The sequence below is a fragment of the Agrobacterium sp. BT-220-3 genome, from assembly GCF_025910175.1.
Classification (GTDB): domain Bacteria; phylum Pseudomonadota; class Alphaproteobacteria; order Rhizobiales; family Rhizobiaceae; genus Agrobacterium; species Agrobacterium oryzihabitans.
In genome coordinates this window covers 37,346-63,218 of the sequence record NZ_JAPAIX010000006.1, presented here as the reverse complement: position 1 = coordinate 63,218, position 25,873 = coordinate 37,346, and the positions used below count along the sequence as shown (strand labels likewise).

Sequence of the window (25,873 nt, the reverse complement as noted above, 5' to 3'; positions counted from 1 at the left end):
AGTCTAAGCTCAGGATGCACCGCTTTGAGGAGGGCGGTGTGACCATTCGGGTGCAATGGCGAAAAACTCCGCCATGCGGCTTCGTTCACCGTTGCACAGACCCATCTGAGGCTCGCAATCATCTCTGGGAGGAGAAGTCATGCGCAAGAGTATCGTTTTATCCACGGCCATGGCACTGGCCGCGGGCACCGCCGCCTATGCTGCCGAGATTTCCGACGGCAAGGTCAAGATAGGCATCCTGAACGACCAGTCGGGCGTCTACGCCAACTTCGGCGGCAAGTACTCTTATGAGGCCGCGAAGATGGCGGTTGAGGATTTCGGCGGCAAGGTACTGAATGCGCCGGTTGAGGTAGTGACCGCCGACCATCAGAACAAGGCGGATGTCGCCTCCAACATCGCCCGGCAATGGTATGACACGGAACAGGTCGACTCCATCATGGAGTTGACCTCGTCTTCGGTGGGTCTGGCCGTGCAGGCGCTCTCCAAGGACAAGAAGAAGATCACCGTAAATACGGGTGCGGCAACGACGGAGCTGACGGGCAAACAATGCAGCCCCTATGGTTTCCATTGGGCATACGACACCTATTCGCTCGCAGTCGGCACCGGCGGCGCGCTGGTGAAGCAGGGCGGCGACAGCTGGTTCTTCCTGACCGCCGACTACGCCTTCGGTTATTCGCTTGAAGAAAACACTGCCAATTTCGTCAAGGCCAATGGCGGCAAGGTGCTGGGCTCCGTGCGCCATCCGCTGGCGACGACCGATTATTCCTCCTTCCTGTTGCAGGCGCAGTCATCAGGCGCGAAGGTCATCGGCCTTGCCAATGCCGGTCTCGATACCTCCAATGCCATCAAGCAGGCGGCCGAATTCGGCATCGTGGCGGGCGGCCAGCGTCTTGCGGCCCTTCTCTTCACGCTTGCCGAAGTGCATGGCCTCGGCCTCGAAGCAGCCCAGGGCCTGACGCTGACGGAAGGCTTCTATTGGGACCGCGACGATGAATCGCGCAAATTCGGCGAACGGTTCAAGGAACGCACCGGCGCCATGCCGAACATGGTGCACACAGGCACTTATTCCGCCGTCCTGCACTATCTGAAAGCCATCGAAAAGGCCGGGACGGATGATGCCGACGCCGTTGCCAAGGCCATGAAGGAAATGCCGGTCAACGACGTTTTCGCCAAGGACGGCCATGTGGCAGCGAACGGCCGTATGATCCACGACATGTATCTCATGGAGGTGAAGAAGCCGGATGAGAGCAAGCAGCCGTGGGACTATTACAAGGTGCTTGCCACGATCCCCGGCAAGGAAGCCTTCATGGACCCGGCAAAGAGCGGTTGCCCGCTGGTGACCCAATAAAAGACTGATGCAATAAAGGGGAAAGTTTCATGACGATCGCTCCCGCCCCTGCCGGGCAGGCCGAACCTCGCGTCGTTCTTTCGGCGCGTGGTCTCACCAAGACCTTCGGTGCATTCGCAGCTGTGAAAAACGTCGATCTCGACGTGCATCATGCCCGCGTGCATGCGCTGATCGGTCCGAACGGCGCTGGCAAGACTACGGTCTTCAACCTGTTGACCAAGTTTCTCCAGCCGACAGGCGGGGCGATCACCTTCATGGGAACGGACATAACAAGGACGCCACCAGACAAGGTGGCGCGTCTCGGCCTCGTCAGGTCGTTCCAGATATCGGCGGTGTTTCCGCATCTGACGGTTCTGGAAAACGTACGGGTGGCGTTGCAAAGGCCCAACAGCCTTTCAACACAGTTCTGGCTGCCGCTCTCTTCGCTTGACAGGCTGAACGCCCGTGCCGAGGAACTGATCGCCATGGTCGGTCTGACGCGGGAAAAACATGCGCTTGCGGCCGATCTTTCTTACGGCCGCAAGCGGGTCCTCGAAATCGCCACTACGCTCGCGCTTGATCCAAAGGTTCTGCTGCTCGATGAACCGATGGCCGGCATGGGCGGCGAGGATGTCGCCCACGTCGCCGAACTCATCCGTGAGGTGGCAAAGACACGCGCGGTGCTGATGGTCGAACACAATCTGAAAGTCGTGGCCGATATCTGCCACCACGTCACGGTCCTGCAACGCGGTGAAATTCTGGCGGAGGGCGATTATGCCGCCGTTTCCGCCGATCCGCGTGTGCGCACGGCCTATATGGGCACGGAGGAGGCTTGATATGGCGGCAATGCTCGAAGTCTCCAACCTGAAATCCTGGTACGGCGAAAGCCAGGCGCTGCACGGCGTCGATCTGAACGTCGGCGAAGGCGAAACCATCACCATTCTCGGCCGCAACGGCGTGGGCAAAACCACGACGCTGCGCACCATCATGGGCATCATCCGCAACCGCAAGGGCGTGATCAAGCTCGGTGGCAAGGATATGATGCCGGTGCCGCTGCATCGCACGGCAAAATACGGCATCGGTTTCGTGCCGGAAGAGCGCGGCATCTTCGCGACGCTGAGCGTCGAGGAGAACCTGAAGCTGCCGCCCGTCGTCGCATCCGGCGGCATGACGCTCGATGAAATCTACGAGCTGTTTCCTAATCTCTACGAGCGTCGGGCAAGTCCCGGCACCAAGCTCTCCGGCGGCGAGCAGCAGATGCTGGCCATGGCGCGCATCCTGCGCACCGGGGTCAAGGTTCTCCTGCTCGATGAGCCGACCGAGGGGCTTGCACCTGTTATCGTGCAGCGCATCGGCGAGGTGCTTAAGACACTGAAAAGCCGGGGCATGACCGTTGTTCTGGTCGAGCAGAATTTCCGCTTCGCCAGCCGCATCGCGGATCGTTTCTACCTGATGGATCATGGCCAGATGGTCAGCAATTTTCCGGTGAGCGAGCTTTCCGACCGCATGGGCGAACTCAATAAAGTGCTGGGGGTTTAACGATGACGATGCTCTTCGGCGTTCCAATTCAGGCCCTGCTCGGGCAATTGCTGATCGGCCTCATCAACGGGTCGTTTTATGCCCTGCTGTCGCTCGGCCTTGCCGTCATTTTCGGCCTGCTGCGTGTCATCAATTTTGCCCATGGCGCGCAATATATGCTCGGCGCTTTCGTCGCCTTTCTCGGACTGCAATATTTCGGCATCAGCTTCTGGGTGGCGCTGGTCGTGACGCCGCTGGTCGTGGCGCTCCTTGGCGCGATCGTCGAACGCCTCATGCTATCCAGGCTTTATGATCTCGATCCGCTCTACGGGTTGCTCTTCACCTTCGGCTTGGCGCTGGTGGTTGAAGGCACGTTCCGCTGGCTTTATGGCGCTGCCGGCCAGCCCTATTCGGTTCCACCGCAGCTTGCCGGCGGCACCAATCTCGGCTTCATGTTCCTGCCGAATTATCGCGCTTTCGTCGTCGTCATCTCGCTGGTTGCCTGCCTTGCCACCTGGGCGCTGATCGAAAAGACGCGGCTTGGCTCCTATCTGCGCGCGGCGACGGAAAATCCGACGCTGGTACAGGCTTTCGGCATCAACGTGCCGGTGCTCCTGACGCTGACCTATGCACTGGGTGCGGGCCTTGCCGGTTTTACCGGCGTTCTCGCCGCGCCGATCTATCAGGTCTCGCCGCTGATGGGCACCAACCTCATTATCGTCGTCTTCGCGGTTGTCGTGGTCGGCGGCATGGGCTCGATCATGGGCGCCATCGTCACCGGCTACATGCTCGGCATCGCCGAAGGCCTGACCAAGGTGTTCTACCCGGAAGCCTCCAACATCGTCATTTTCGTCATCATGGCCTTTGTGCTGCTCATCCGCCCCGCCGGACTTTTCGGAAAGGACGCCTGATATGTCCAAAGCCACTCATAGCCCCACTGCCGGTGCGATGCCGCAGACGCAAGTCTCTACGACCGCCGCAACCATCAAGACCGTGCTGATACTGGCGGGACTGGCCGTTTTGATCGCCGCGCCGATGTTCGTTTATCCGATCTTTCTGATGAAGCTGCTTTGCTTTGCGCTGTTTGCCTGCGCCTTCAATCTGCTGATCGGTTATACCGGGCTGCTGTCCTTCGGCCATGCGGCGTTTTTCGGCGGTGCAGCCTATTTCACCGCCTATTCGGTGAAGGAATGGGGCGTGACGCCGGAGATCGGCCTTGTCATCGGCATGGCGGGTGCGGCGCTGCTCGGTCTCGTCATCGGCTTCTTCGCCATTCGCCGCCAGGGCATCTATTTCGCCATGATCACGCTGGCGCTGTCGCAGATGTTTTATTTCTTCTGCCTTCAGGCGCCGTTTACCCATGGCGAGGACGGCTTGCAGGGCGTGCCGCGCGGCCATCTCTTCGGCCTTCTCGATCTCAATGCGCCGCTGAACATCTATTATACGGTGCTGGCCTTTTTCGTGCTCGCCCTTCTCGTCATCTGGCGTTTCGTCAATTCACCCTTCGGCATGATCCTGAAATCCATCCGCGAAAACGAGCAGCGCGCCATTTCGCTGGGTTACAGCGTGCAGCGCTACAAGCTCGGCGCCTTCGTCATGTCGGCGACGCTGGCTGGTCTTGCGGGCGGCCTGAAGGCGCTGGTCTTCCAGTTCGCGACGTTGACCGACGTGACCTGGCAGATGTCCGGCGAGGTCATTCTGATGACCCTGCTTGGCGGCATCGGCACCATGATCGGCCCGATCTTCGGCGCGGGCCTCGTCGTTACCTTGCAGAACTATCTCGCGACATCGGATTTTCCGGTCACCATCATCACCGGCCTCGTTTTCATGGCCTGTGTCCTGGTGTTCCGGCGCGGATTGATCGGTGAATTTTACGCTTCGCGGCTGTGGCGAAAACTGGGCTTTCAACACCGCGGCTAGAATTTTTTTACAACAAGCAAAAGGCCTCCCCTGCGTCCCGGGCGACGCGGCAAGGGCGCCGCATGGAGAAGAGCATGGGCGAATATGACTATATCGTCATCGGAGCGGGGAGTGCCGGATGCGTTCTCGCCAACCGCCTTTCGAAAGATCCGAACCACCGCGTCCTGCTGCTGGAGGCCGGTGGCAACGATAATTATCACTGGATCCATATTCCGGTCGGTTATCTCTATTGCATCAACAATCCGCGCACGGACTGGTGTTTCAAGACGGCGGAAGAGCCGGGGCTTAACGGCCGGTCATTGATCTATCCACGCGGCAAGGTTTTGGGCGGCTGCTCTTCCATCAACGGCATGATCTATATGCGTGGCCAGGCGCGGGACTACGATGTCTGGCGCCAGCTTGGCTGCGAAGGCTGGGGCTGGAACGATATCCTGCCCTATTTCATGAAGTCTGAGGATTTCTATCGCGGCAAGAGCGACATGCATTCCACCGGCGGCGAATGGCGGGTGGAGAAGGCACGCGTGCGGTGGGACGTGCTGGACGCTTTCCAGAAGGCGGCGGGCGAGGCGGGCATTCCCGCGACGGATGATTTCAACCGGGGCGACAATGAAGGTGCCGGTTATTTCGATGTGAACCAGCGTGCCGGCTGGCGCTGGAATACGGCCAAGGCCTTTCTGAAACCGGCGCTTGGCCGCAAGAATTTGACAGTCATGACCAAGGCCCATGTCAAGCGTCTCATCATCGAGGAGGGCCGGGTCACGGGCGTCGAGTTCCACCATGACGGTGTCCTGAAAAAGATGCGCGCGCGCCGCGAGACGGTGTTGTCCGCAGGAGCGGTCGGCTCGCCGCATGTTCTGGAACTTTCCGGCATTGGCCGGGGTGACGTCCTGCAGGCAGCCGGTATCGATACCGTGGCGGAAGTTCAGGGTGTGGGCGAGAACCTGCAGGACCATCTGCAATTGCGCATGGTCTACAAGGTCTCCGATGTTCTGACGCTGAACGAAAGGGCTTCCACCCTGTTCGGCAAAGCGAGGATCGGCCTCGAATATGCGCTGACCCGCTCCGGGCCGATGTCGATGGCGCCGAGCCAGCTTGGCGTCTTCACCCGCTCCTCGCCGGAAAAGGAAACTGCGGATCTGGAGTATCATGTCCAGCCGGTTTCTCTCGACAAGTTCGGTGATCCGGTTCACACTTTTCCGGCCATTACGGCAAGTGTCTGCAATCTGCGGCCGGAAAGCCGGGGCTCAGTGCATGTGAAAGGACCGGATTTCGCCATGCAGCCGGAAATCCGCCCCAACTATCTTTCAACGGAAGGTGACCGCCAGGTTGCCATCGATTCCATGCGGCTGACGCGCCGCATCGTCTCCCAGCCGGCCTTTGCCCGGTTCAAGCCGCAGGAATACCGGCCCGGCCCGTCTTTCGAAAACGACAACGATCTTGCCAGGGCGGCAGGGGATATCGGCACCACGATCTTCCATCCCGTCGGCACGCTCCGCATGGGATCGGACGCCGAAAGTGTCGTCGATACGCGACTGAAATTCCGCAGACTTGCCGGCTTACGCGTCGCGGATGCCTCCATCATGCCGAGGATCACGTCCGGAAACACCAATTCGCCGACGATCATGATTGCCGAAAAGGCCGCCGACATGATCCTTGCGGATAATCGTTAAGAGGAGCGTTCCCATGAAGACCGTCGCTTTTATCGGACTTGGACATATGGGCCTGCCGATGGCCGCCAATCTTGTCAAAGCGGGTTACGCCGTCAGGGGTTTCGACCTTTCCGAGGCCTGCCGTGCGGCGGCAAGGGAGGCAGGCATTCCCGTGGCAGTTGATACTGCCGAAGCCATTGCAGCGGCGGAGGTGATCGTCACCATGTTGCCGAAAGGGGAACATGTCGTTTCGGTTTATGGTGATCTGGTGCAGAAAATCTCTGCCGGAACGCTGCTCATCGATTGCTCGACGGTGGATATGGAAAGCGCCCTGAAAGCGCATGAACTGGCCGCTTCCGCCGGTTGCCCCTCCGTCGATGCCCCTGTCTCGGGCGGCACGGGTGGCGCGGCCGCCGGCACCCTGACCTTCATGTGCGGCGGCGAGGCAGAGGCATTTTCGGCGGCAAAACCGGTGCTGGAAGCGATGGGCAAGAAGATTGTCCATTGTGGCAAGGGCGGCAACGGGCAGGCGGCAAAGATCTGCAACAATATGATCCTCGGCATTTCCATGATCGCGGTTTCCGAAGCCTTCGTGCTGGGTGAAAGGCTCGGCCTTTCGCATCAGGCGCTGTTCGATGTCGCATCCACCTCGTCAGGCCAATGCTGGTCGCTCACCACCTATTGCCCGGTTCCGGGACCGGTGCCGACATCGCCCGCCAACAAGGATTATCAGCCGGGATTTGCGGCGGCCCTGATGCTGAAGGACCTGAAGCTTTCGCAGGCGGCTGCAAATGGAGCCGGGGCCTCCACCCCGCTCGGTGCGGCTGCGGCTGCGCTTTATGAGAACTTTGTCGGTGAGGGCGGCGGGGCGCGTGATTTCTCCGCCATCGTCGAGATGCTACGCGGGGGCGAGGCATGATGGACGCTACGCCGTCGGATATTCTATGGGTGCCGCCTCGGGAAAGGATGGAGCGCTCCTCGCTTTTTACCTTCGCTGTAAGGACGGCGTCGCAGCACGGGATTGCTGCCGATGATTATTCCGGTCTGCTGCGCTGGTCCATCGAAGCACCGAATACCTTTTACGACGCCTTGTGGGATGAGCTCGGGATTATCGGCACACGCGGTGAAGCGGCCTTCAAACCCGGCGCGACGATCCGCGAGGCCGAGTTTTATCCGGGCGCGAGGCTCAACTATGCCGAAAACCTGTTGCGTGATGCCGACGACCGGTTGGCGATCATCGCCCATCGTGATGATGGCACGAGGCGCGAGATAAGCCGCAGGCAGCTTTATGAACATGTCTCCCGTCTGGTGCAGGCGCTCGTCCATGCCGGCGTGAAGGAGGGCGACCGCGTCGGGGCCATCGTCACCCATGATATTGAGGCGATTGTCAGCTATCTGGCAACGAGCGCCATCGGGGCCATCTGGTCGTCCTGCTCGCCGGATTTCGGCCCGGCGGGAGCTTCCGACCGGCTATCGCAGATCGATCCGAAAATCCTCATCGCCGTGCCGGAATATGGTTATGCCGGCAAGCGCATCGATGTCGGCCCCACCATCCGCGCGGTGGCGGAAAGCGCTTCGCCTCAAAAGATCGTGCTGATCGGCGATGCCGTTCCGGCCAGCCTTTCCGATCTCGGCTGCGTGACGCTGCATGATTTCGTCGCGCCCTTTGAGCCGGGTGAAATTGCGTTCAACCGGCTGCCGGTCAAGGCGCCGCTCGCAATCCTTTATTCCTCCGGCACGACAGGCAAGCCGAAATGCATCACCCATTCCGGCGGCGGCCTGCTTCTTCAACATATGAAGGAGCAGAAGCTGCAATGTGATATTCAGCAAGGGGAGCGCTTCTTCTACTTCACCACCTGCGGCTGGATGATGTGGAACTGGCAGGTCTCCGGTCTGGCGCTTGGCGCTACTCTGGTGACCTATGACGGCAATCCCGGTTATCCCAACCCTGCGCGGCTGATCGATCTCATCGACGCCGAACGGATCGCCACCTTCGGAACCTCGGCCAAATTCATCGACGCCTGCCTGAAGGCCGGGCTGAAGCCGCGCGAAAGCCATGACCTTTCGTCCTTGCGGACGATCCTTTCCACCGGCTCACCGCTCATCCCGCAATCCTTCGATTATATCTATCGCGACTGGAAGGCGGACGTGCATCTCGCCTCCATTTCCGGCGGTACGGACATCTGCGCCTGTTTCCTCGGCGGCAATCCGCTGCAGCCGGTTCATCGCGGCGAATTGCAGGGCGCGATGCTGGGCATGGATATCGATACGCTGGATGACGAAGGGCGTTCCGTGCGCGGCGTTGCCGGTGAACTCGTCTGTCGCAATGCCCACCTGTCGATGCCGGTCAAGTTCTGGGGTGATGAGGACGGTTCGCGGTATCAGGCCGCCTATTTCGACCGCTTTCCTGGTATCTGGGCGCATGGCGATTTTGCCGAGATGCGTCCGTCCGGCGGATATGTCATTCACGGGCGTTCGGACACGACGCTCAATCCCGGTGGGGTTCGCATTGGAACGGCGGAAATATACCGCCAGGTGGAAACCGTGCCGGAGGTCGAGGAAGCCATTGCCGTCGGGCAGGATTTCGACGGCGACCAGCGGGTCATCCTTTTCGTGCGCCTGAAAGCGGGGGCTGAGCTGACGGAGCCGCTGGAAAAGACCATTCGCAGCCGCATCCGTTCGGGCGCGACGCCCCGGCACGTTCCGGCAAGGATCATCGCCGTCAGCGCCATTCCCCGCACCCGCTCGGGCAAGATTTCCGAAATCGCGGTTCGTGACACCATTCATGGCCGGCCGGTGAAGAACACCGATGCGCTCGCCAATCCCGAAGCGCTCGATCTTTTCCGCAACCTGCCGCAGCTGAAGGACTAGGCCGATGGAAGATCAACCGAAGACCGTTCTCGTTACGGGTTCCACCAGCGGCATCGGGCTCGCCATCGCCAAACGTTTCGCCGAGGAGGGATTTCTGGTCGCCGTCCACGGCATTGAAACGTCGGAGGAAGCGGCGCAGGCACTGGAGGCGGTTGCGAAAGTGGCGCGACATCGCCCGGTCTATTTTTCAGCCAACCTTGCGAATTATGATGAGAGTGCACATCTGCCGGAAAAGGTCATTGCCGAGTTCGGTCACATCGACGTGCTCGTCAACAATGCCGGCATCCAGAAGGTCGCGCCGATCGATGAGTTCGATTTCGCCGATTTCTCCCATATTGTCGCGATCTCGCTCGACAGCGCTTTTCATACGATCCGTGCCGCCCTCCCCGGAATGAAGGAAAGGGGATGGGGACGCATCGTCAACATCGCTTCCGCCCATGGCTTGCGCGCATCACCGTTCAAGGGGCCCTATGTGGCGACCAAACATGCCGTGGTGGGCCTGACCAAAAGCGTGGCGCTTGAGGTGGCCGAGCTCGGCATTACCTGCAACGCAATCTGCCCCGGTTACGTCTGGACACCGCTTGTGGCCGCGCAGGTCGCCGATCAGGCGCGGGTGCATGGCATGAGCGAGGAGGATGTGGTGAAGAAGGTGATGCTTGCGCCACAGCCGACGAGACGCTTCATACAGCCGGAGGAAGTGGCGGAGATGGCGTTTTATCTCACCGGCGATATGGCCCGCTCGATTACTGGCGCGACCATTTCCATCGATGGCGGCTGGACCGCAAAATAATCTTCGCGCAACCGGTGCCTGTTCCCACGTCTGGAACCAAATTGTGGCCCCGTGGATTAAATCTGCAGGGTTACAGGGAGTAAAAGACATGGCCAGAGAAAATGCCAGCTATCTCGACGGTCGGGATTCCCCGAAAAACGAGACGGCAACGCGGGCGCGGCAAGGGGCCAGAGGACGGCCTGTCCTCGTCATATTGATCGTCAGCGTGCTTCTCGCACTGGTGGTCTGGGCCGTGGTCGAATATTCGGTTTTTGAGCCCGATGAGAACCGGCCACCAAATCCTCAGACCGAGAATGCGCCTGTTCCGCAGCAGCCATCCGGATCCGGAAGCTTCGATAACAACCCGGCGAATGGGCGTGCCGCACCGCCGTCATCGACGGAGACAAATCCTGCGCCGCAGGACTCGACCGGCGCTCCGCAAAACCCATGACCACCATGCCGTGAAATTTTTCATGCCAAATGAATAGTTTGTATGGAACCAGATCGCACCCGATTTCATTTCACGCAAAGTGACAGGAATCGGGGGTCTCATTCATGGCAGTCACAGTCACTGCGGTTATTCTCTCGCTGATCGGCCTTGCGCTGTTCGGTTTCGGCTCTCAGCTCGTCATGCTGGGCGGGAGCTTTTATTACGTTCTTTCCGGGCTGGCCTTCCTTTTGACGGCCATCCTCCTGTTCAAGCGCAATCGCGCAGCACTCCACGTCTACGCCGTTTTCATTGTCGCGACCCTCGCCTGGGCTGTCTGGGAAGTCGGCTTCGACTGGTGGCAGCTTGGCCCGCGTGGCGGCATCATCATTCTCATCGGCCTCTGGCTTCTGGTGCCCTGGGTCAGAAAACCGCTTGGTTTTGCGAGCCCGACAGGGCTGAGTTACGGCCCGAATGCCTGGCCGCTTGCGCTCTCGGTTCTGGCCTCCATCGTGGTGGCCGGATATTCCATGGCGCAGGATCCGCATGACAAGCCGGGCTCCCTGCCGCAGGAGACTGCGTCTGCTGCACCCGTCTATGGCGGCAACGTGCCTGACGGTGACTGGCATCAATATGGCCGCACGCCCTATGGCCAGCGTTATTCGCCGCTCACGCAGGTCAATGTCGACAATGTCTCGCAGCTGAAGGAAGCCTGGCGTTACCAGACGGGCGACGTGAAGCTGCCGGATGATGTGGGTGAGACCACCTATCAGGTCACGCCGCTCAAAGTCGGCAATACGCTTTATATCTGCACGCCGCACAATTGGGCGATTGCCATCGACGCGGCCACCGGCAAGGAAAAGTGGAAATACGACCCGAATGTCGGCCTTAACCCGGACCGCCAGCACCAGACGTGCCGCGGCGTGTCCTATTATGCCGAACCTAACGCCGCACAGGGTACGGCATGCGCAGAACGCGTCTACCTGCCGACCTCGGATGCACGGTTGATCGCGCTTGATGCGGCAACCGGTCAGGTCTGCACTTCCTTTGCCGATCAGGGTGTGCTGCATCTTGAACAGGGCATGAAATACAATCCCGCCGGTTATTATTATTCGACCTCGCCGCCCGTGATCGCGGCGGGCAAGATCATCATTGGCGGCGCGGTGAACGACAACTATTCCACACAGGAACAGTCCGGTGTCATCCGTGCCTTCGATGTGAACAGCGGTGCACTTATCTGGAACTGGGATTCCGGCAATCCGACAAAGACCGAGCCGCTGGCGGAAGGCGAAACCTATACGACGAACTCGCCGAACAGCTGGTCCGTGCTGAGTTATGATGAAGGATTGGGTCTCGTTTACGTCCCGTTGGGCAATCAGGTGCCGGACCAGCTCGGCATGGGTCGAAGCGAGAATGTGGAGAAATATTCCTCCTCCATTGTCGCGCTCGATATCAATACCGGCAAGGATCGCTGGGTGCGCCAGACGGTTCACCACGATCTTTGGGATATGGACGTGCCCGCTCAGCCGGTGCTGCTCGACATCACCAAGGACGGTCAGAGCGTTCCGGCGCTCGTCGGTCCCACCAAGCAGGGCGATATCTACGTTTTGGACCGTCGTACCGGCGAGCCGCTTCTGCCGATCACGGAAGAACCGGCTCCGAGTGGTGCGATCCCTGAAGACTTCACATCTCCGACCCAGCCGACGACCGCGCTGTCGTTCAAGCCGGAGCCGCTGAAGGAAAAGGACATGTGGGGCGTCTCCATGTTCGATCAGCTCGCCTGCCGCATCCGCTTCCACCAGCTGAACTACAAGGGCCGTTACACCCCGCCGTCGCTGACCGGATCGATCATCTATCCCGGCAATTTCGGCACCTTCAACTGGGGCAGTGTGGCGGTCGATCCCGAACGTCAGGTCATGTTCGGCATGCCGACATACCTTGCCTTCACTTCGAAGCTCGTGCCGCGCGCCGACATTCCGCCGAAGGGGCAGGACGAAAAGGGCAGCGAACAGGGTTTGAACCGTAATGATGGTGCGCCCTATGGTGTGTTCATGGGTCCTTTCCTCGGCCCGCTGCAAATTCCCTGCCAGGCACCGCCGTGGGGCTATGTGGCAGGCGCTGACCTTCGCACCGGCGATATCGCCTACAAGCACAAGAACGGCACGGTCTATGACATGACGCCGCTGCCGCTGCCCTTCAAGGTGGGCGTGCCGGGCATTGGCGGACCGATGATCACCAAGGGTGGCGTTGCCTTCCTCGGCGCCGCCGTCGATAACTATCTGCGGGCCTACGACCTCACCACCGGCAAGCAGCTCTGGGAAGCGCGCCTGCCGGCCGGCGGTCAGGCAACGCCGATGACCTACGCGCTGGACGGCGGCAAGCAATATGTCGTGATGGTTGCCGGCGGTCATGGTTCCGTCGGAACCAAGCCGGGCGATTATGTGATCGCCTATACCCTGCCGTAAAACGCGGCCGCTTCAGGCAAACAAAAAACCGGAATGGGTAACCATTCCGGTTTTTGCTTGTGCAGCTGATGCCGTGATCAGGCTGCCTTTTTCTGGGCGGCCGCATTGATCGAAGTCTTGGCAAGCGAGGTCAGCGCGTCGTCGGTCTTGTTTTCTTCCTTGAGCGTCGCATCCAGCAGGGAAACGGCGTTGGCGTGTCCAAGCTTTTCCGCCCATGCCTTGAGGGTGCCGTAACGGGCGATCTCATAATGTTCGACGGCCTGAGCCGACGAGATGAGGCCGGCATCGAGAGCGGCCGTGCCCTTGAAGTCATCCATGATTTCCTCGCCCTCGGCGATGATGCCCTGGATTGCCTCGCAGGTCTTTCCCTGCGCCCGCTTGCCGATCATCTCGAACACTTCCTGCAGGCGTTCAATCTGGCCCTGGGTTTCTTCCTTGTGCTTTTCAAAGGCCTGTTTCAGCTTCGGATCGGTCGCTGCCCGTGCCATCTTCGGCAGGGCTTTGAGGATCTGTCTTTCGGCGTAGTAGATATCCTTCAACGTGTCGTAAAACAGGTCGTCGAGTTTCTTCTCGGCCATTGGTCCTTCTCCCATGTGTGAAAGTGCGTGGCGTGCGCCCGCACGGGAGACAAACCCTTCGCAGCTCCCATAGTTCCGGCTCCGTTGCGCGCAACGTTTATATTACTGCAGGGAACCAACAGGCTTTCCCGAACTTACTGTGCTGAAATTTCGGGAGGAGACACGACTGTGCCCCAAAGCCTTGCAGAAGAATTTTCCATGAATATTTCCATTCCCTTCGAGGTGCTGGTGGTGCGCGTTTTTGGTGCGGTCATCCTGTGCGGCCTGATCGGTCTGGAGCGCGAATTTCACAAGAATACTGCCGGTCTTCGCACCAATATGCTGATCGGTCTTGCAGCGGTCACTTTCTGCGTCATCACCATCCATATGATGGAGACGATGGCGGAAGGTCATGAGGCCGCGCGGCTCGATCCCATCCGGCTCGTGGAGGCCGTGACGGCGGGCATCGCCTTTCTTGCGGCAGGTGTGGTCGTCTATACCAGGGGCGATGTCAAAGGTCTGACGACGGGGGCAAGCATGTGGCTCTCCGCGGCGATCGGCCTTGCCGCCGGTCTCGGCATGTGGCCGCTGGCCATTGTTGCCGCCGGCATCGGCATTATCGTCCTGTGGACGCTGCGCCGCATACAGGTGGTGGCCGGCATCAAGGAAGAATGAATGGTGATCAATCGAACCGGAAGAGATCGGCGTCGGGATCCTTGCCGCCATTGACGGCGGCAGCGATTATCTCGGCGGCGATCTGGCTGAAGGTGATGCCGTTACCCCCAAAGCCCATGACGGCGTAGACGTTCCTCATGCCGGGAACCGCGCCGATCAGCGGCAGGCCGGTGGTGGTGGTGCCGAAGGCCGCCGCCCAGCGATATTCCGGCTCTCCGATGTCGATACCAAGGAGACTTTCTATCTTACGCCGGATTGCGTCCTGTTTGGCAAAGAGCTTTCCTTCAGAAAGGTACGATGTCGGGTTTTCCTCATCCTCGCCCCCCGCGATCAGGCGTCCGTCACGGTCGGTACGCAGGTAGAGATATGGATCGGAAGCCTCCCAGACGATATGGCTTTTCAGCCAGTCCGGCAGGTCGATGCCCTTCCTGCTCGCCAGCGCCCAGGTGGAGATGATCTGATGCTTCGGGCTTTCAAGCGACTTCAGGAATTCGTATCCGGTGCAGAAAACGACATTGCGGGCGGAAAGGATCTTGCCCTGTGCGGTGGCGACGACCACCTCGTCACCGAGGTTTCTGAGATCGGTGATTTCCAGATGGGACACGATTTCCGCACCGGCGCCCGACGTGTGGCGCAAAAGGCCGGCCGTCAGCTGTGCGGGATTGGCGGAGGCCGAAATGTCGCTGAGGATAGCCCCGGTCCGATCGATGGCGTAGTCGCTCCTCAATTCGGCGGGGCCAAGGAGGCGCGCTGCAATTCCTGCTTCTTCCCGGGCTGCCGCTTCAGCCTTCAGCGCGCGCGAACCCATTTCGTCGCCGGCGAGATAGAGCGCCTGCTTGCGCGCCATGCTGCAGGATATGCCGAGCGACGAGACGATTTCCTCAAGGCGCAGGACGGCCCGCGCCGAGCGTTGCCACGCCCGATCCGCAGCGTCCCTGCCGATCATCTTTCTGAGCTCGGTCAGAGGCGTGTCGATCTCGTGCTGAATCATCGCGGTGCTGGCGACGCTGCTGCCCATTACCGGGTCACGCCGGTCGACGATCAGCATCGACTGGCCCGGCCTGTGCAACGCATGGGCCACAAGCGCGCCGCTGATGCCGGCACCCACCACGATCGTGTCATAATGGTTGGCTTCCGGGGTCTTTCCGCTGCGAATGCCGATGCGGGGCGTATCGGCCCACAGGGGTTTTGATTCCCTGAGGTCTCGTTCCTTCGTCAGTTCCGATGTGGGCATGAAAGTGTCCTGAAAGGTCTCACGGCTCGGTATAGCCGGCGACGTTGATGATGAGCGTTCCGTTTTGGGGATTGTTGCGAAAGAAGAGCGTGCCGGTGTCGCGGGATTCCGAGGCGACATAATCGAACGTCACGTCGGCGCTTTCCAGCGTGGCGGCATTTTGCTGCAGGTCGCCGCGCACATGCACCTGCGCCGCCGTCGTCATGGAGAGATTGCGAATGTCGAAACTCACCCGGTACTGTCCAGCCTGCGCCTCGACGTCCGTGACGGCAATCTCGAAGCGTGCCCTGTCCGGCTTGTAGCGATAGATGTCATAGCCGATCCAGCCGAGCATCGCGACGACAAGAAGCGTACAGACGGCGCCCGTCAGCCACTCCACCCAATGCGGCTTGGGGCTTTCAACATGTTTGCGGCCCTTCGATATGGTCATTTTGTCCTCACAGGATCAGCCGGGCAGAGGCTGCGCCGATCGAAGCGGGAACGCCGAGAATAACGGCGGCATTCATGATCTGCGACAGCGAGGTATGGTCGAGACGTTCGAAGGTCCAGAGCGTGTAGATACTGATGGCAATGGCGATGACATAACCGGGCAGGGTGAAACGCAGGAAGGACTGCCACCATTCCTGCCCCTTGTGCACTTGGTGCGACCCCTTGAAATGAAGCGCATAAACGAAGCCATGCATGATGGCGATCGAGACCAGGCAAAGCGCCAGAATGTGATAGGGGGTTACCTTGTAGGCAATCAGGATCATTTCTTCCGTCGGGGCGACATTGAGGCTGAGAAAAAGCGCGCCGACCATCATCATGAAGAGTTCGTGCAGATAACCCGTCTCGCCCGAATATTCGCCATCCTCCTCATCCTCGGTGTCGGAATGTTCGCCGAGCTGGCTGCGGCCAAGCAGCGCCCCGATGCTTGCAGGTACGGATTGCAGGGCGATTTTGGCGATGAGATTTGAGGTGGTGAGCTGATCGTTCAAAATGCCGAACAGCAAAAGCACGGCGGCGCTGACGGCAATGCCCAGCCCATAGGCCGTTATCGCATCGCGTAGCGCCTGTGTTCGGGAATGAATATTTTCAAAGCCGATGCGGCGGGCGAGCAGGAAAAGCAGCGGCAGGTTCAGGATGCAGAGCAGCAGAAGCCGCCAGGAATTGATATAGAGGCCCAGAAACCACATTTCCATGGTCATCAGCATGGGCAGGGCAAACAGCAGTGCGCCTGCCGTTCCACGTGCAAGACCGATCAGAAATTGCCTGACCTCATCACTATCCGCATCTTTTCGTATGATTGCCGCCGCCATGCGTCCCCCTGCATGAAGGGATAACGCAATGGCGTTTTTCCGGTTCCGTTGGTCTATTTCGCGGGATCGATGAGGGCGATGCCGAATTCGCGGCGGTAACTGCGCCGCAACTCCGCCGGTGTTTCGCGAATGACGACTTCGAGCGTCGGGCGCACCACCCCCTTCAGGAAATGGCCGCCTTTTGTGGAACCATCGGCAAAGCCCAGGACGACGTGCAGGTGCGGATTTGGCGTGTCGTTTTCGTCAAGCGTAATATCGCCAAGCAGGCTCAGAACCTCGCTCTGCTCTGTCACGGGAATCTCCTTATATTCCCGCGTCGAAAGGTCGAAAAAAGCGAGCGTCGCAGTTGAAAAGGCACCTATCGCGGTCACCGAGGCGGCATTGATGTTTTCCGATTTTGCGAAGCGGCGGATCGCCTCGAATGCCTCTTCCTCCGGGTCGATGACAAGAATGAAGGTACGTTCGGCACCGGTGGCCAGCAATCTGCTTTTCATGGATGTCTCCCAATAAAAGTGCCGCCGGCAGGCGGCGGCACAGGAATGTCATGCACCTCAGGCGGCGCGGCGTTCGTGGCGGCCTTCCTCGACCTCCTCGACGATTTTCGCAACGAAGGCATCGAGGTCTTCCGGGCTGCGGGACGTGATGATGCCCTTGTCCGTCACCACCTTTTCGTCCTTCCAGTTGGCGCCGGCGTTTTTCAGGTCGGTCTTGATCGACCAATAGGAAGTGGCGTTGCAGCCGCGCAGGGCATCGGCTTCAACCAGAAGCCAGGGGGCGTGGCAAATGGCGGCCACGACCTTGCCGGACTTGACGAAATCGCGAACGACGCGCATCGCATCCTCGTCGTGGCGCAGGACGTCCGGATTGATCTGGCCGCCTGGAAGAACCAGCGCATCGAAATCATCCGATTTGACACTTCCGGCGGAAAGATCGACGGCAATGCTGTCGCCCCAGTCCTTTTTATCCCAGCTCCTGATCTCGCCATCCTTGATTGAGGCGATCTTTACATCTGCACCCTTGGCCTTCAACTGGTCATAGGGCACGCGCAGTTCGGAGCGCTCATAGCCGTCCGTTGCGAGAATGAGGATCTTTGCAGCGTTGATGGCAGTCATATCTGTCTCCTTATGGGTTCAATCGTCCTTGTCGGAATTTACGGAAGGGAGGAAAAATTCCACGTCCTTCAGGCGCTCCTCGTCGAGATTTTCGATGTTGGTCTGCCAGAATCTCTCCGCTTCCGCCGGTTCGTCTTTCCATTGGCGCACGAAGGTCTTGTTGTCGTCGATCATGACCTGGCGGGTTCCGCCGAGCCGCAGATATTCTTCCGCAAGTTTGCGCGTTTCGGTCTTTTCCATGTCGCGGCTCCTTGTGCGTGGAAAGCGGGGACGGAGGGACGCCGGATGGGTAAGAAGCTCGGCTGCCATTTCGTTGGCCACCGGGAGAAAACGGAAAAATCCCGATGTTCTTCAGCGCCATCGCGTCCGTTTGACACGGCGGCCCTCCTGCCAGAACAACGTGAGCTCTCCGGTATGGTTCCCCATTTTTTAAAGGGGTGTCATTGCCGGGGCCAAATACATCGCGCGCAATTTTTCCCGGAACAAACGGGCAAGTCACGTTGTTTTAGCCGTGATGCAGGGGAGGCAGCATGGCAGCCAGACAGAGCGACGGCGAATACAGCGACAACAACGAAAACAAGGGTTTCTGGTCGATCGACTTCGGCAATTCGCCCGTCATCGGCACGGCCATTCATGACGGTCATCGCATCCGCCCCGATATTGCCGATCTGATGGCGCTTTCCCCGGACGAACGCCTGCGGGAAGAAGATCCCTTTACCGGCGAAATGATCGCGGGGATGACCAACCGCATCATCGTCCATCATTCGCGTTTCGAAATCGATCTCAACCGTGCGGCCGACCAGGCAATCTACCTCAAGCCGGAGCAATCCTGGGGACTGGAGGTCTGGAAACAGGAGCCGCCCGCGGCATCCATCCGCCAATCGCTCGATTTTCACGCCGACTATTACGCAATGCTTGAAACCGTTCTTTCAACGGTCGAACGGCGGCACGGTGCTTTCGTGGTACTGGACGTGCACAGCTATAATCATCGCCGGCAGGGTGCCGCCGCGCCGCCGACGGCCCAGGCGGAAGCGCCTGATATCAATATCGGCACCTTTTCCATGGACCGCAGCCGCTGGAGCGATGTCGTCAGCGCCGTTGGCCATCATTTTGCGTCAGCGACCATCGGCGGCCGCCGTCTCGATGTTCGCGAGAATGTGGCCTTTCAGGGCAAGGGGGAGCAGACACGTTTCATTCACGAGCGTTTTGCGCAGAACGGCTGTGCGATTGCGGTGGAGTTCAAGAAATTCTTCATGGATGAATGGACCGGCAAACCGGCCGTACGCGTGGTGTCGGATATTCGCGACACGATGGCCGCACTTCAACCGGTTCTTGAAGAGTGCCTGAGGGCGCGGCGATGAACCTCTCTTCCGCACGCAGCGAACCGTCACCGGTCGCCGATCTGGTAGACGATGTTGTCTCCTGTCTGGAAGCTGGCAAGGCGGTCCGTCGCGATGTCGGAAAGACTGGCAGGCTGCATATCGACCGGCCGCTGCCGTTTCTCTGCCTGCATCTGACTGGCGGTACGAAGGATCTCGCGGCCCGCGACATCGCGTCTGCACATGCGTCCTATCTGATCGCATCGACCATTCAGGAGGCTGCGCCGCTGATTGAGGCCGTAGGCGCTGCCATGCGGCAACGCTTCGGCGCCTTCATGGTTCTCGATATCGGCGAACTGGAACATGACATTCTGCTCGCTGACGATTCGCCCTTTCTGCCGCATTATGAGGTTTCCGTCTCGGCGACGGACGAGCCCGAAACACAGAACGCCCGCCGTGTTTTCATCAAGGCGGTTTGCGACGCCGAAGTGCGGTTTCGCACGCCGCGCATCACCAGGCCAGAAGTGGCGGCGGATCCGATCCTTAGATTTCAGAATGCCGGCCTCGATTTCCCCTGCATCAGTGTGCGTTTTGCGCCGATCTACCGGCAACCGGAATCCGGCGCGGATTATCCCGGCCTGCGCGAGACGATGATTGCCGATATTTTCGATGCCGGTTTACAGGCCTTCTCGTCATTCGCGGCCGGTAAAGATGCCCTCAAGGTCACCAGTCACCGGGCGCTCGGCCGCAAGGCTTTCGTCGATGCCGTCAGGCGCGCCGATCGCTCGATCGACGACATCGTCTCTTCCTTCGATTTTCTTCTGTCCGTCACGCCGATCAATGCCCGCCGGGCCTTCGAGGAGTTTCGTGACGGCAGCTTTCAATATGCGCCGCGCCTGCTTTACCGGCCCCTCGGCGTTGATGTCGAGGAACAGAAACGCAAGCTGTATTCCGTGGTTTTCGACCATCTGGAAGACCCGGTGCTTTATCATCTTTACCGGGAAAAGCAGCAGGAGATCGATCTGCAACTGACGATGCTCGCCAATCTGCATCGCCGCACGTTCACAGATTTCTCCCGCGCCCTTTACGGCGCCGTTGAACCCGCTCTTTTGACACTGGCCCTCAGCGTGCTTGCGGATTGCCCGCGCAAGGATGAGAGCGGCGAAATCACCATGGTTGATTGTTATGCGGTCGCCAGAAAGTCGCGCGAGATGGTCGAGACCTATCTGGCGGAGGAGCCGGAATTCAAGGCCCGTGTCGAAATCAGGGACGACCTGCCGCCCGGCCTGATGGTGACGGGCGAAAAGCTGCTGATCTCGCGCCACACTGTCATGGAACAGCGCCGGGTCGAGGCGCTTCTCTCGCATGAGATCGGCGTGCATCTGCTCACCTATTTCAACGGTTCATCTCAGGGCCTCAGGCTCTTTCGCACCGGCCTTTCCGGTTACGAGGGCGTGCAGGAGGGGTTGGCGGTGCTGGCGGAGCACCTGGCCGGTGGCATGACACGCGAGCGCCTGCGGCTGATCGCCGGCCGTGTCGTCGGCTGCGCCGCCATGCTGGACGGCGCGACTTTCGTTGAGACGTTCCGGATCATGACCCGGGATCACGGTTTCGACGAGGCCGGCGCCTTCAACATGGTGCTGCGCATCTATCGGGGCGGTGGTCTTTCGAAGGACGCAATTTATCTGCGCGGACTGGCAGAGGTGCTGGAACATCTGCGCAAGGGCGGCGCGCTCGATCCATTCTGGATGGGCAAAATCGCCGCCGCCCATTTCCCGGTTATGCAGGAGCTTGCCTTGCGCGGCCTCCTGCGTCCGCCGGGCGTACGCCCCGCTTTTCTGCTGCCGGCCAAGGCCAATGAGCGGCTGGAAAAGATCCGGGCGGGATTATCCATCGCCGAACTGGCGACACTATAACATGACAGGAGGGGCTACATGCGTATCGCATTTTTCGTCAATTCCATCGAAACCGAGGGACCGAATTTCGCTACCGGGCTTATGGCCATGGCTGCGCTCAATCGCGGACATGAGGTGGTCTATCTGACGCCTGGTGATTTCACCTTGCGGTCGGACGACAGTCTGACCATTCATGCCTCTGTGCTGCCGAAGGCGAAATACAAGAAGGCCGACGCTTTCCATGCCGCCCTTCAGGACAAGGCGTTGGAACGGCGCACGATGGATGTGGAGGAAATCGACGCGCTGATGCTGCGCAACGACCCTTCGCTTGACCAGACGACGAGGCCTTGGGCGGTGCATGCCGGCATTCTGTTCGGCCGGCTTGCCGAACAACGGGGCGTCGTGGTGCTGAACGATCCCGAAGGTTTGGCGCTTGCGCAGAACAAGCTCTATTTCCAGAGCTTCCCCGAAATCGTCCGTCCGACCACGATCATCTCGCGCAATGTCGATGAAATCCGCGCATTCGCCGATGCTCATCCCAAGGGTGTCATCGTCAAGCCGCTTCAGGGTTCAGGCGGCAAGAATGTCTTCAAGATCGGCTCCAGCAAGGAGGCCAATCTCAACCAGATTTTCGAGGCCGTCAGTCTCGAGGGCTATCTGATTGCGCAGGCCTATCTGCCTGCTGCCAAGGATGGCGATGTCCGTTTCTTCATGATGAATGGCAGGCCGCTGATGCGCGACGGAAAATATGCCGCACTTCGCCGCGTGCCGGCAAAAGGCGATCTGCGCTCCAACATTCACGCCAAAGGCACCGCCGAGGCGGTGAAAGTGACCGATGAGATCGTGGCGCTTGCCGAAATGATGCGGCCGAAGCTGGTGGAAGACGGCATGTTTCTGGTCGGGCTCGATATCGTCGGTGACAAAATACTGGAGGTGAACGTGTTTTCGCCGGGTGGTCTCTCGAACATCCTCGAACTCACCGATGTCGATTTCAGCGATACGATCATAGAGTCGATAGAGACCAAGGTTGCCATGCAGAGCGCGTCCGGCGGCATGCTCTCCAATCGCCTGCTGGCGACGCTTTGAGTTATTCGCGCAGTTCCGTCGAGCGCATCTCACGATACCAGGCGACGAGGGCCTTGATGCCCTCTTCGACCGGGGTTTGCGGCACGTAGCCGGTCAGGGCTCTCAAAAGATCGGGCGAGGCGAAGGTGCGGGGAACGTCTCCCTGCTGCATGGGCAGCATGTTGCGGATCGCCGGCCTGCCCACCGCCTTTTCGACCGTTTCGACAAAGTGCATCAGTTCCACCGGCTGGCCGCCGCCAATATTGACGATACGGAAGGGGGCATGGTGCGACAGCGTGTCGGTCACGCCTTCCTGCGTCACCCGGTTTTCCTCGGACGGGACGATCTCACTCAGCCGGACGATGCCCTCCACCAGATCGTCAATATAGGTGAAGTCGCGGCTCATATTGCCTTCGCCGTAAATATCGATCGGCTGGCCGTTCGATATGGCATCGACGAATTTGATCGGAGCCATGTCGGGCCGTCCCCAGGGTCCGTAGACGGTGAAGAAGCGGAAGGCCGTGGTGGGCAATTTGTGGAGATGGGCATAGCTATGCGCCATCAGTTCCATCGATTTTTTGGTGGCCGCATAAAGCGTCATCGGCTCATCGGCCTTGTCGCTTTCCGCAAAGGGCACTTTTTCGTTGGCGCCGTAGATGGAGGAGGTCGAGGCCAGCATCAGGTGTTTGACACGCAGGTTCTTGGCAAGCTCCAGCATGTTCCACGATCCGATGAGATTGGAATCGATATAGGCGCGTGGATTTTCAAGGCTGTAGCGGACACCCGCCTGTGCTGCGAGGTGAATGATGATTTCCGGTTCGGCAGCCTCCGCCGCCCGCTTCAGGGCGTCCACGTCTTCCAGCATGCCGATTTCGGCCCTGAAACCATTGGAACGGGAAAGGATGGTGTGGCGTTTTTCTTTCAGGCTGACGTCGTAATATTTCGTCATTCCGTCAAAACCGGTCACGAAATGGCCGGCATCCAGAAGCCGCTTGGCAACGTAAAAACCGATGAAGCCCGCGGTGCCCGTAACCAGATAACGCATGATGATTATATCCCGAATCCGTTGGTGCGTTTGCCGTCGAACCGGAAAGCGCGAAAACCTTTTAAGTGAAATGCCGAAGGCGAAACGTTATAGTTCTTTGCCGGAACTGCTCTCGTGCGGACGGCCAACCGCAGCATAGATGAAGCCATGTGCGGCGACTTCATCCGTGCGGTAAATATTGCGCAGATCGACCAATACAGGGCTCTTCATGATCGCTTTCAGGCGCGGCAGGTCGAGCGCGCGGAACTGGTTCCATTCCGTCACGATGACGACGGCGTCAGCATCTTCCGCAGCCTCGTAAGGACCCGTCGCATATTCGATATCCTCCATGATATGGCGGGCATTCGCCATGCCTTCCGGATCGTAGCCCCTCACCCGGGCGCCGCCATCCTGCAGGGTCTGGATGATGGCGATTGCCGGGCTGTCGCGCATATCGTCGGTGTTCGGTTTGAAGGTCAGACCGAGCACCGCGATCTTCTTGCCGCGCACGTCGCCGCCCACTGCGTTGATGACCTTGCGGCCCATGGCGCGCTTGCGGTTGTCGTTGATGGCGATGGTGGTCTCGATCAGCCGCACCGGCGCGTCATAGTCCTGCGCGGTCTTGGCGAGCGCCAGCGTATCCTTGGGAAAACAGGAGCCGCCATAACCGGGGCCGGCATGCAGGAACTTGGAGCCGATGCGGCCATCAAGGCCGATGCCGCGCGACACGTCCTGAACATTGGCACCAACCTTTTCACACAGATCCGCCATCTCGTTGATGAAGGTGATCTTCATCGCCAGAAAGGCGTTGGCGGCATATTTGATCAGTTCCGACGTGCGTCTGGTGGTGAAGAGCAGCGGCGACTGGTTGAGGTAAAGCGGACGGTAAACCTCGGTCATGACGGGGCGCGCGCGCTCATCCGAAAGGCCGACGACGATGCGGTCCGGCCGCTTGAAATCCTCGATGGCCGCACCCTCGCGCAGGAATTCCGGATTGGAGACCACGGCGAAATCGGCCGACGGATTTTCCTCGTGAATGATGCGCTCCACTTCGTCGCCCGTGCCGACGGGAACGGTGGATTTCGTGACGATAACGGTAAAACCATCAAGCGAATGGGCGATTTCTTTTGCCGCGGCGTAGACGTAACCGAGATCGGCGTGGCCATCGCCACGCCGTGAGGGCGTGCCAACAGCGATGAAGACGACATCGGCATTGGCGACCGCGGAGGAAAGATCGGTGGTGAAGCTCAGACGGCCGGCCCTGGCATTATTGGCGACGATTGTCTCCAGACCCGGTTCGAAGATCGGAATATGGCCGCTTTTCAGCGCTTCGATCTTTTCCGGCATCTTGTCGACGCAGATCACGTCGTGGCCGAAATCGGCAAAACATGCGCCTGAAACAAGACCGACATAACCGGCACCGATCATCACTATCCGCATTCTTCTTCCTTTCGGTTCGTGAGGCGATGTTCGCGCAGCAAGCTTCAGGCGAAATCAGCGGGTGCAATCACACCACAATGTTTAGCCGCCTTCGCGCTTGCCGCCAAGCGTCACGATCAACACGGGCTAACCTCTTTCCATGACGGTGATGTGATGGCGGTGGCGGGACAAATTTGCCGCACCTTGCAGCCATTTGCATCGGTTGGGTTCAATCGGGCAATTTTGCCGTTTTTCCGGCTTGCACTCATAGGTAGCCGGGTCTAGCCATAGGGTGAGGATCAAATCTGCCAGACTGTCTGTCCCTTTAAGGGGCGTCCGGGTCGCTTTACGCGGCCGGGGTGCGCTTTGCATTCCGGTCGGTGTTCGGGGAAGTTCAAATGCAAAAGGGTTTTCTGCTCGGTCTGTTCGCCTATGCGAGCTTTTCCTGGGGCGATGCCACGATCAAGTCGCTTGGATCACAGGTCAGCGTTTTCGAGATCGGCTTCTTCAGCATATTGTTTTCCGGCATCTTCATCTTCTTCAGCAAACCCCGCGAGGAAAGGTGGCGTGAATTCTGGCGCATGAGCCGTCCCTTCGCCGTGCACGGCCGGGCGATCTCGGGTCTGTTTGCCGGTATTCTCGGCATTTACGCCTTCACCACCATTCCCTTGGCGGAAGCCTATGCGCTGATCTTCCTGTCGCCGCTCTTCGTCACCGTGCTGTCGGCCGTTGTCCTCAAGGAAGATATCGGGCCGTGGCGCTGGGCGGCGGTTCTGGCCGGCATCGTCGGCGTCATTCTTGTCGTGCGGCCCGGCTTCAAGACGCTGGAACTCGGGCATTTCGCCGCGATCGGTGTTGCATTTCTGGCGGCCATGACCATCGTTTTGCTGCGCTCGCTGGCGGGTAAGGAAAAGCGCACCTCGATCATGGGCGTGCTGTTGATCTACGGTCTTACCTTCAACGGCCTTGCCTCCATCCCTGAATTCGTCATGCCCAATCTGCACCAGCTTGTTGCCTTTGCCTTCATCGGGCTTTGCACGGCAACGGGACAGATAACGCTTCTGGTGGCAACCCGCATCGCGCCGGCGAGCCAGATTGCGCCGTCGCATTATTCGCAAATCCTCTGGGCCGTCGCGATCGGCATGGCCTTCTTCCACGAATATCCGGATGCGATCGCCGTTCTCGGTCTCGCCGTCATTGCGGCCTCGGGACTGCTGACGATGATCCGTGAAAAGGTGAGGCTCGGCACCGTGCGCTGGAACCCGTTTTTCCGCAATCGTCTCTGACCCTTTCGCCGTTATCGTGATGATCGGAAACAGTGCGTCAACC

The 25,873-nt window shown here is 59.5% G+C and carries 25 protein-coding genes; 16 read left to right on the top strand and 9 right to left on the bottom strand.

The window, feature by feature from the left end:
* Nucleotides 1-139: 139 nt before the first annotated feature.
* The 11 genes from OK142_RS16590 to OK142_RS16540 all read left to right on the top strand — a co-directional run bounded on the left by OK142_RS16590 (nucleotide 140) and on the right by OK142_RS16540 (nucleotide 12,946).
* Nucleotides 140-1,348 (top strand): ABC transporter substrate-binding protein, encoded by a 1,209-nt coding sequence (locus tag OK142_RS16590; RefSeq protein WP_216331734.1) that lies wholly within the window; start codon nucleotides 140-142, stop codon nucleotides 1,346-1,348.
* A 29-nt stretch (nucleotides 1,349-1,377) separates the two neighbouring features.
* Nucleotides 1,378-2,163, top strand: coding sequence for an ABC transporter ATP-binding protein (locus OK142_RS16585; protein ID WP_498683984.1), 786 nt, complete (start codon nucleotides 1,378-1,380; stop codon nucleotides 2,161-2,163).
* Nucleotide 2,164: 1 nt separating this feature from the next.
* The gene (locus OK142_RS16580) at nucleotides 2,165-2,866 is read left to right on the top strand and encodes an ABC transporter ATP-binding protein (RefSeq protein ID WP_498683981.1); all 702 of its coding nucleotides are present in this window, start codon (nucleotides 2,165-2,167) and stop codon (nucleotides 2,864-2,866) included.
* A 2-nt stretch (nucleotides 2,867-2,868) separates the two neighbouring features.
* Nucleotides 2,869-3,756 carry a branched-chain amino acid ABC transporter permease gene (locus OK142_RS16575; protein WP_082185075.1) on the top strand — a complete coding sequence of 296 codons (888 nt, stop codon included), beginning with the start codon at nucleotides 2,869-2,871 and terminating at the stop codon, nucleotides 3,754-3,756.
* Between the two features lies 1 nt (nucleotide 3,757).
* Nucleotides 3,758-4,765, top strand: a complete 1,008-nt coding sequence (locus tag OK142_RS16570) for a branched-chain amino acid ABC transporter permease (RefSeq protein WP_498683979.1) — start codon at nucleotides 3,758-3,760, stop codon at nucleotides 4,763-4,765.
* 74 nt (nucleotides 4,766-4,839) lie between these two features.
* Nucleotides 4,840-6,435, top strand: coding sequence for a GMC family oxidoreductase (locus OK142_RS16565; protein ID WP_313607767.1), 1,596 nt, complete (start codon nucleotides 4,840-4,842; stop codon nucleotides 6,433-6,435).
* Between the two features lie 13 nt (nucleotides 6,436-6,448).
* Nucleotides 6,449-7,333, top strand: a complete 885-nt coding sequence (mmsB, locus tag OK142_RS16560; protein WP_216331738.1) for a 3-hydroxyisobutyrate dehydrogenase — start codon at nucleotides 6,449-6,451, stop codon at nucleotides 7,331-7,333.
* Nucleotides 7,330-9,285: an acetoacetate--CoA ligase gene (locus tag OK142_RS16555; RefSeq protein ID WP_216331739.1), complete on the top strand. Its 1,956-nt coding sequence runs from the start codon at nucleotides 7,330-7,332 to the stop codon at nucleotides 9,283-9,285. The genes mmsB and OK142_RS16555 overlap by 4 nt, the downstream gene beginning before the upstream one ends.
* 4 nt (nucleotides 9,286-9,289) lie before the next feature.
* Nucleotides 9,290-10,075, top strand: coding sequence for a 3-hydroxybutyrate dehydrogenase (locus OK142_RS16550; RefSeq protein WP_216331740.1), 786 nt, complete (start codon nucleotides 9,290-9,292; stop codon nucleotides 10,073-10,075).
* 88 nt (nucleotides 10,076-10,163) lie between these two features.
* Complete coding sequence (locus tag OK142_RS16545) at nucleotides 10,164-10,505, top strand: hypothetical protein (protein ID WP_498683978.1); 342 nt, start codon at nucleotides 10,164-10,166, stop codon at nucleotides 10,503-10,505.
* 104 nt (nucleotides 10,506-10,609) lie between these two features.
* Nucleotides 10,610-12,946, top strand: coding sequence for a glucose/quinate/shikimate family membrane-bound PQQ-dependent dehydrogenase (locus OK142_RS16540; RefSeq protein WP_003498464.1), 2,337 nt, complete (start codon nucleotides 10,610-10,612; stop codon nucleotides 12,944-12,946).
* Between the two features lie 77 nt (nucleotides 12,947-13,023).
* On the opposite strand, the gene OK142_RS16535 is transcribed toward OK142_RS16540, so the two are convergent.
* Complete coding sequence (locus OK142_RS16535; RefSeq protein ID WP_498683977.1) at nucleotides 13,024-13,524, bottom strand: YciE/YciF ferroxidase family protein; 501 nt, start codon at nucleotides 13,522-13,524, stop codon at nucleotides 13,024-13,026.
* A 168-nt stretch (nucleotides 13,525-13,692) separates the two neighbouring features.
* On the opposite strand from OK142_RS16535, the gene OK142_RS16530 reads away from it, so the two are divergent.
* Nucleotides 13,693-14,178 carry an MgtC/SapB family protein gene (locus OK142_RS16530; protein ID WP_498683976.1) on the top strand — a complete coding sequence of 162 codons (486 nt, stop codon included), beginning with the start codon at nucleotides 13,693-13,695 and terminating at the stop codon, nucleotides 14,176-14,178.
* Nucleotides 14,179-14,185: 7 nt separating this feature from the next.
* On the opposite strand, the gene OK142_RS16525 is transcribed toward OK142_RS16530, so the two are convergent.
* The 6 genes from OK142_RS16525 to OK142_RS16500 are packed head-to-tail and all read right to left on the bottom strand — an operon-like array spanning nucleotide 14,186 to nucleotide 18,062.
* Nucleotides 14,186-15,412 (bottom strand): NAD(P)/FAD-dependent oxidoreductase, encoded by a 1,227-nt coding sequence (locus tag OK142_RS16525; RefSeq protein ID WP_498683975.1) that lies wholly within the window; start codon nucleotides 15,410-15,412, stop codon nucleotides 14,186-14,188.
* Between the two features lie 19 nt (nucleotides 15,413-15,431).
* A complete protein-coding gene (locus tag OK142_RS16520) occupies nucleotides 15,432-15,842 on the bottom strand; it encodes a TIGR02588 family protein (protein WP_498683973.1) in 411 nt (136 codons plus the stop codon).
* A gap of 7 nt (nucleotides 15,843-15,849) precedes the next feature.
* Nucleotides 15,850-16,710 carry a TIGR02587 family membrane protein gene (locus tag OK142_RS16515; RefSeq protein ID WP_498683972.1) on the bottom strand — a complete coding sequence of 287 codons (861 nt, stop codon included), beginning with the start codon at nucleotides 16,708-16,710 and terminating at the stop codon, nucleotides 15,850-15,852.
* 53 nt (nucleotides 16,711-16,763) lie between these two features.
* A complete protein-coding gene (locus tag OK142_RS16510) occupies nucleotides 16,764-17,204 on the bottom strand; it encodes a PPC domain-containing DNA-binding protein (protein WP_080839048.1) in 441 nt (146 codons plus the stop codon).
* 57 nt (nucleotides 17,205-17,261) lie between these two features.
* Nucleotides 17,262-17,822: a DJ-1/PfpI/YhbO family deglycase/protease gene (locus OK142_RS16505; protein WP_216331747.1), complete on the bottom strand. Its 561-nt coding sequence runs from the start codon at nucleotides 17,820-17,822 to the stop codon at nucleotides 17,262-17,264.
* Nucleotides 17,823-17,840: 18 nt separating this feature from the next.
* Nucleotides 17,841-18,062, bottom strand: coding sequence for a hypothetical protein (locus tag OK142_RS16500; RefSeq protein WP_035223556.1), 222 nt, complete (start codon nucleotides 18,060-18,062; stop codon nucleotides 17,841-17,843).
* A gap of 290 nt (nucleotides 18,063-18,352) precedes the next feature.
* Between OK142_RS16500 and OK142_RS16495 the strand changes: the two genes are divergently transcribed.
* The 3 genes from OK142_RS16495 to OK142_RS16485 are packed head-to-tail and all read left to right on the top strand — an operon-like array spanning nucleotide 18,353 to nucleotide 22,122.
* Nucleotides 18,353-19,183 carry an N-formylglutamate amidohydrolase gene (locus tag OK142_RS16495; protein WP_216331748.1) on the top strand — a complete coding sequence of 277 codons (831 nt, stop codon included), beginning with the start codon at nucleotides 18,353-18,355 and terminating at the stop codon, nucleotides 19,181-19,183.
* Nucleotides 19,180-21,057 (top strand): flavohemoglobin expression-modulating QEGLA motif protein, encoded by a 1,878-nt coding sequence (locus tag OK142_RS16490; protein WP_498683969.1) that lies wholly within the window; start codon nucleotides 19,180-19,182, stop codon nucleotides 21,055-21,057. The genes OK142_RS16495 and OK142_RS16490 overlap by 4 nt, the downstream gene beginning before the upstream one ends.
* A gap of 18 nt (nucleotides 21,058-21,075) precedes the next feature.
* Nucleotides 21,076-22,122 (top strand): glutathione synthase, encoded by a 1,047-nt coding sequence (locus tag OK142_RS16485; protein ID WP_498683968.1) that lies wholly within the window; start codon nucleotides 21,076-21,078, stop codon nucleotides 22,120-22,122.
* 1 nt (nucleotide 22,123) lies between these two features.
* On the opposite strand, the gene OK142_RS16480 is transcribed toward OK142_RS16485, so the two are convergent.
* Nucleotides 22,124-23,146 carry an NAD-dependent epimerase gene (locus OK142_RS16480; protein ID WP_498683966.1) on the bottom strand — a complete coding sequence of 341 codons (1,023 nt, stop codon included), beginning with the start codon at nucleotides 23,144-23,146 and terminating at the stop codon, nucleotides 22,124-22,126.
* An 87-nt stretch (nucleotides 23,147-23,233) separates the two neighbouring features.
* Nucleotides 23,234-24,565, bottom strand: a complete 1,332-nt coding sequence (locus OK142_RS16475) for a UDP-glucose dehydrogenase family protein (protein WP_498683963.1) — start codon at nucleotides 24,563-24,565, stop codon at nucleotides 23,234-23,236.
* A 377-nt stretch (nucleotides 24,566-24,942) separates the two neighbouring features.
* Between OK142_RS16475 and OK142_RS16470 the strand changes: the two genes are divergently transcribed.
* The gene (locus tag OK142_RS16470) at nucleotides 24,943-25,830 is read left to right on the top strand and encodes a DMT family transporter (protein WP_035243014.1); all 888 of its coding nucleotides are present in this window, start codon (nucleotides 24,943-24,945) and stop codon (nucleotides 25,828-25,830) included.
* Nucleotides 25,831-25,873 lie beyond the last annotated feature (43 nt).

Coding starts and splice junctions, on each gene's coding strand:
- OK142_RS16545 (WP_498683978.1), top strand. CDS start 10,164: ATGGCCAGAGAAAATGCCAGCTATCTCGACGGTCGGGATTCCCCGAAA.
- OK142_RS16470 (WP_035243014.1), top strand. CDS start 24,943: ATGCAAAAGGGTTTTCTGCTCGGTCTGTTCGCCTATGCGAGCTTTTCC.
- OK142_RS16535 (WP_498683977.1), bottom strand. CDS start 13,524: ATGGCCGAGAAGAAACTCGACGACCTGTTTTACGACACGTTGAAGGAT.
- OK142_RS16575 (WP_082185075.1), top strand. CDS start 2,869: ATGACGATGCTCTTCGGCGTTCCAATTCAGGCCCTGCTCGGGCAATTG.
- OK142_RS16520 (WP_498683973.1), bottom strand. CDS start 15,842: ATGACCATATCGAAGGGCCGCAAACATGTTGAAAGCCCCAAGCCGCAT.
- OK142_RS16540 (WP_003498464.1), top strand. CDS start 10,610: ATGGCAGTCACAGTCACTGCGGTTATTCTCTCGCTGATCGGCCTTGCG.
- OK142_RS16515 (WP_498683972.1), bottom strand. CDS start 16,710: ATGGCGGCGGCAATCATACGAAAAGATGCGGATAGTGATGAGGTCAGG.
- OK142_RS16590 (WP_216331734.1), top strand. CDS start 140: ATGCGCAAGAGTATCGTTTTATCCACGGCCATGGCACTGGCCGCGGGC.
- OK142_RS16485 (WP_498683968.1), top strand. CDS start 21,076: ATGCGTATCGCATTTTTCGTCAATTCCATCGAAACCGAGGGACCGAAT.
- OK142_RS16550 (WP_216331740.1), top strand. CDS start 9,290: ATGGAAGATCAACCGAAGACCGTTCTCGTTACGGGTTCCACCAGCGGC.
- OK142_RS16525 (WP_498683975.1), bottom strand. CDS start 15,412: ATGCCCACATCGGAACTGACGAAGGAACGAGACCTCAGGGAATCAAAA.
- OK142_RS16555 (WP_216331739.1), top strand. CDS start 7,330: ATGATGGACGCTACGCCGTCGGATATTCTATGGGTGCCGCCTCGGGAA.
- mmsB (WP_216331738.1), top strand. CDS start 6,449: ATGAAGACCGTCGCTTTTATCGGACTTGGACATATGGGCCTGCCGATG.
- OK142_RS16490 (WP_498683969.1), top strand. CDS start 19,180: ATGAACCTCTCTTCCGCACGCAGCGAACCGTCACCGGTCGCCGATCTG.
- OK142_RS16565 (WP_313607767.1), top strand. CDS start 4,840: ATGGGCGAATATGACTATATCGTCATCGGAGCGGGGAGTGCCGGATGC.
- OK142_RS16580 (WP_498683981.1), top strand. CDS start 2,165: ATGGCGGCAATGCTCGAAGTCTCCAACCTGAAATCCTGGTACGGCGAA.
- OK142_RS16475 (WP_498683963.1), bottom strand. CDS start 24,565: ATGCGGATAGTGATGATCGGTGCCGGTTATGTCGGTCTTGTTTCAGGC.
- OK142_RS16570 (WP_498683979.1), top strand. CDS start 3,758: ATGTCCAAAGCCACTCATAGCCCCACTGCCGGTGCGATGCCGCAGACG.
- OK142_RS16510 (WP_080839048.1), bottom strand. CDS start 17,204: ATGAAAAGCAGATTGCTGGCCACCGGTGCCGAACGTACCTTCATTCTT.
- OK142_RS16585 (WP_498683984.1), top strand. CDS start 1,378: ATGACGATCGCTCCCGCCCCTGCCGGGCAGGCCGAACCTCGCGTCGTT.
- OK142_RS16480 (WP_498683966.1), bottom strand. CDS start 23,146: ATGCGTTATCTGGTTACGGGCACCGCGGGCTTCATCGGTTTTTACGTT.
- OK142_RS16500 (WP_035223556.1), bottom strand. CDS start 18,062: ATGGAAAAGACCGAAACGCGCAAACTTGCGGAAGAATATCTGCGGCTC.
- OK142_RS16495 (WP_216331748.1), top strand. CDS start 18,353: ATGGCAGCCAGACAGAGCGACGGCGAATACAGCGACAACAACGAAAAC.
- OK142_RS16505 (WP_216331747.1), bottom strand. CDS start 17,822: ATGACTGCCATCAACGCTGCAAAGATCCTCATTCTCGCAACGGACGGC.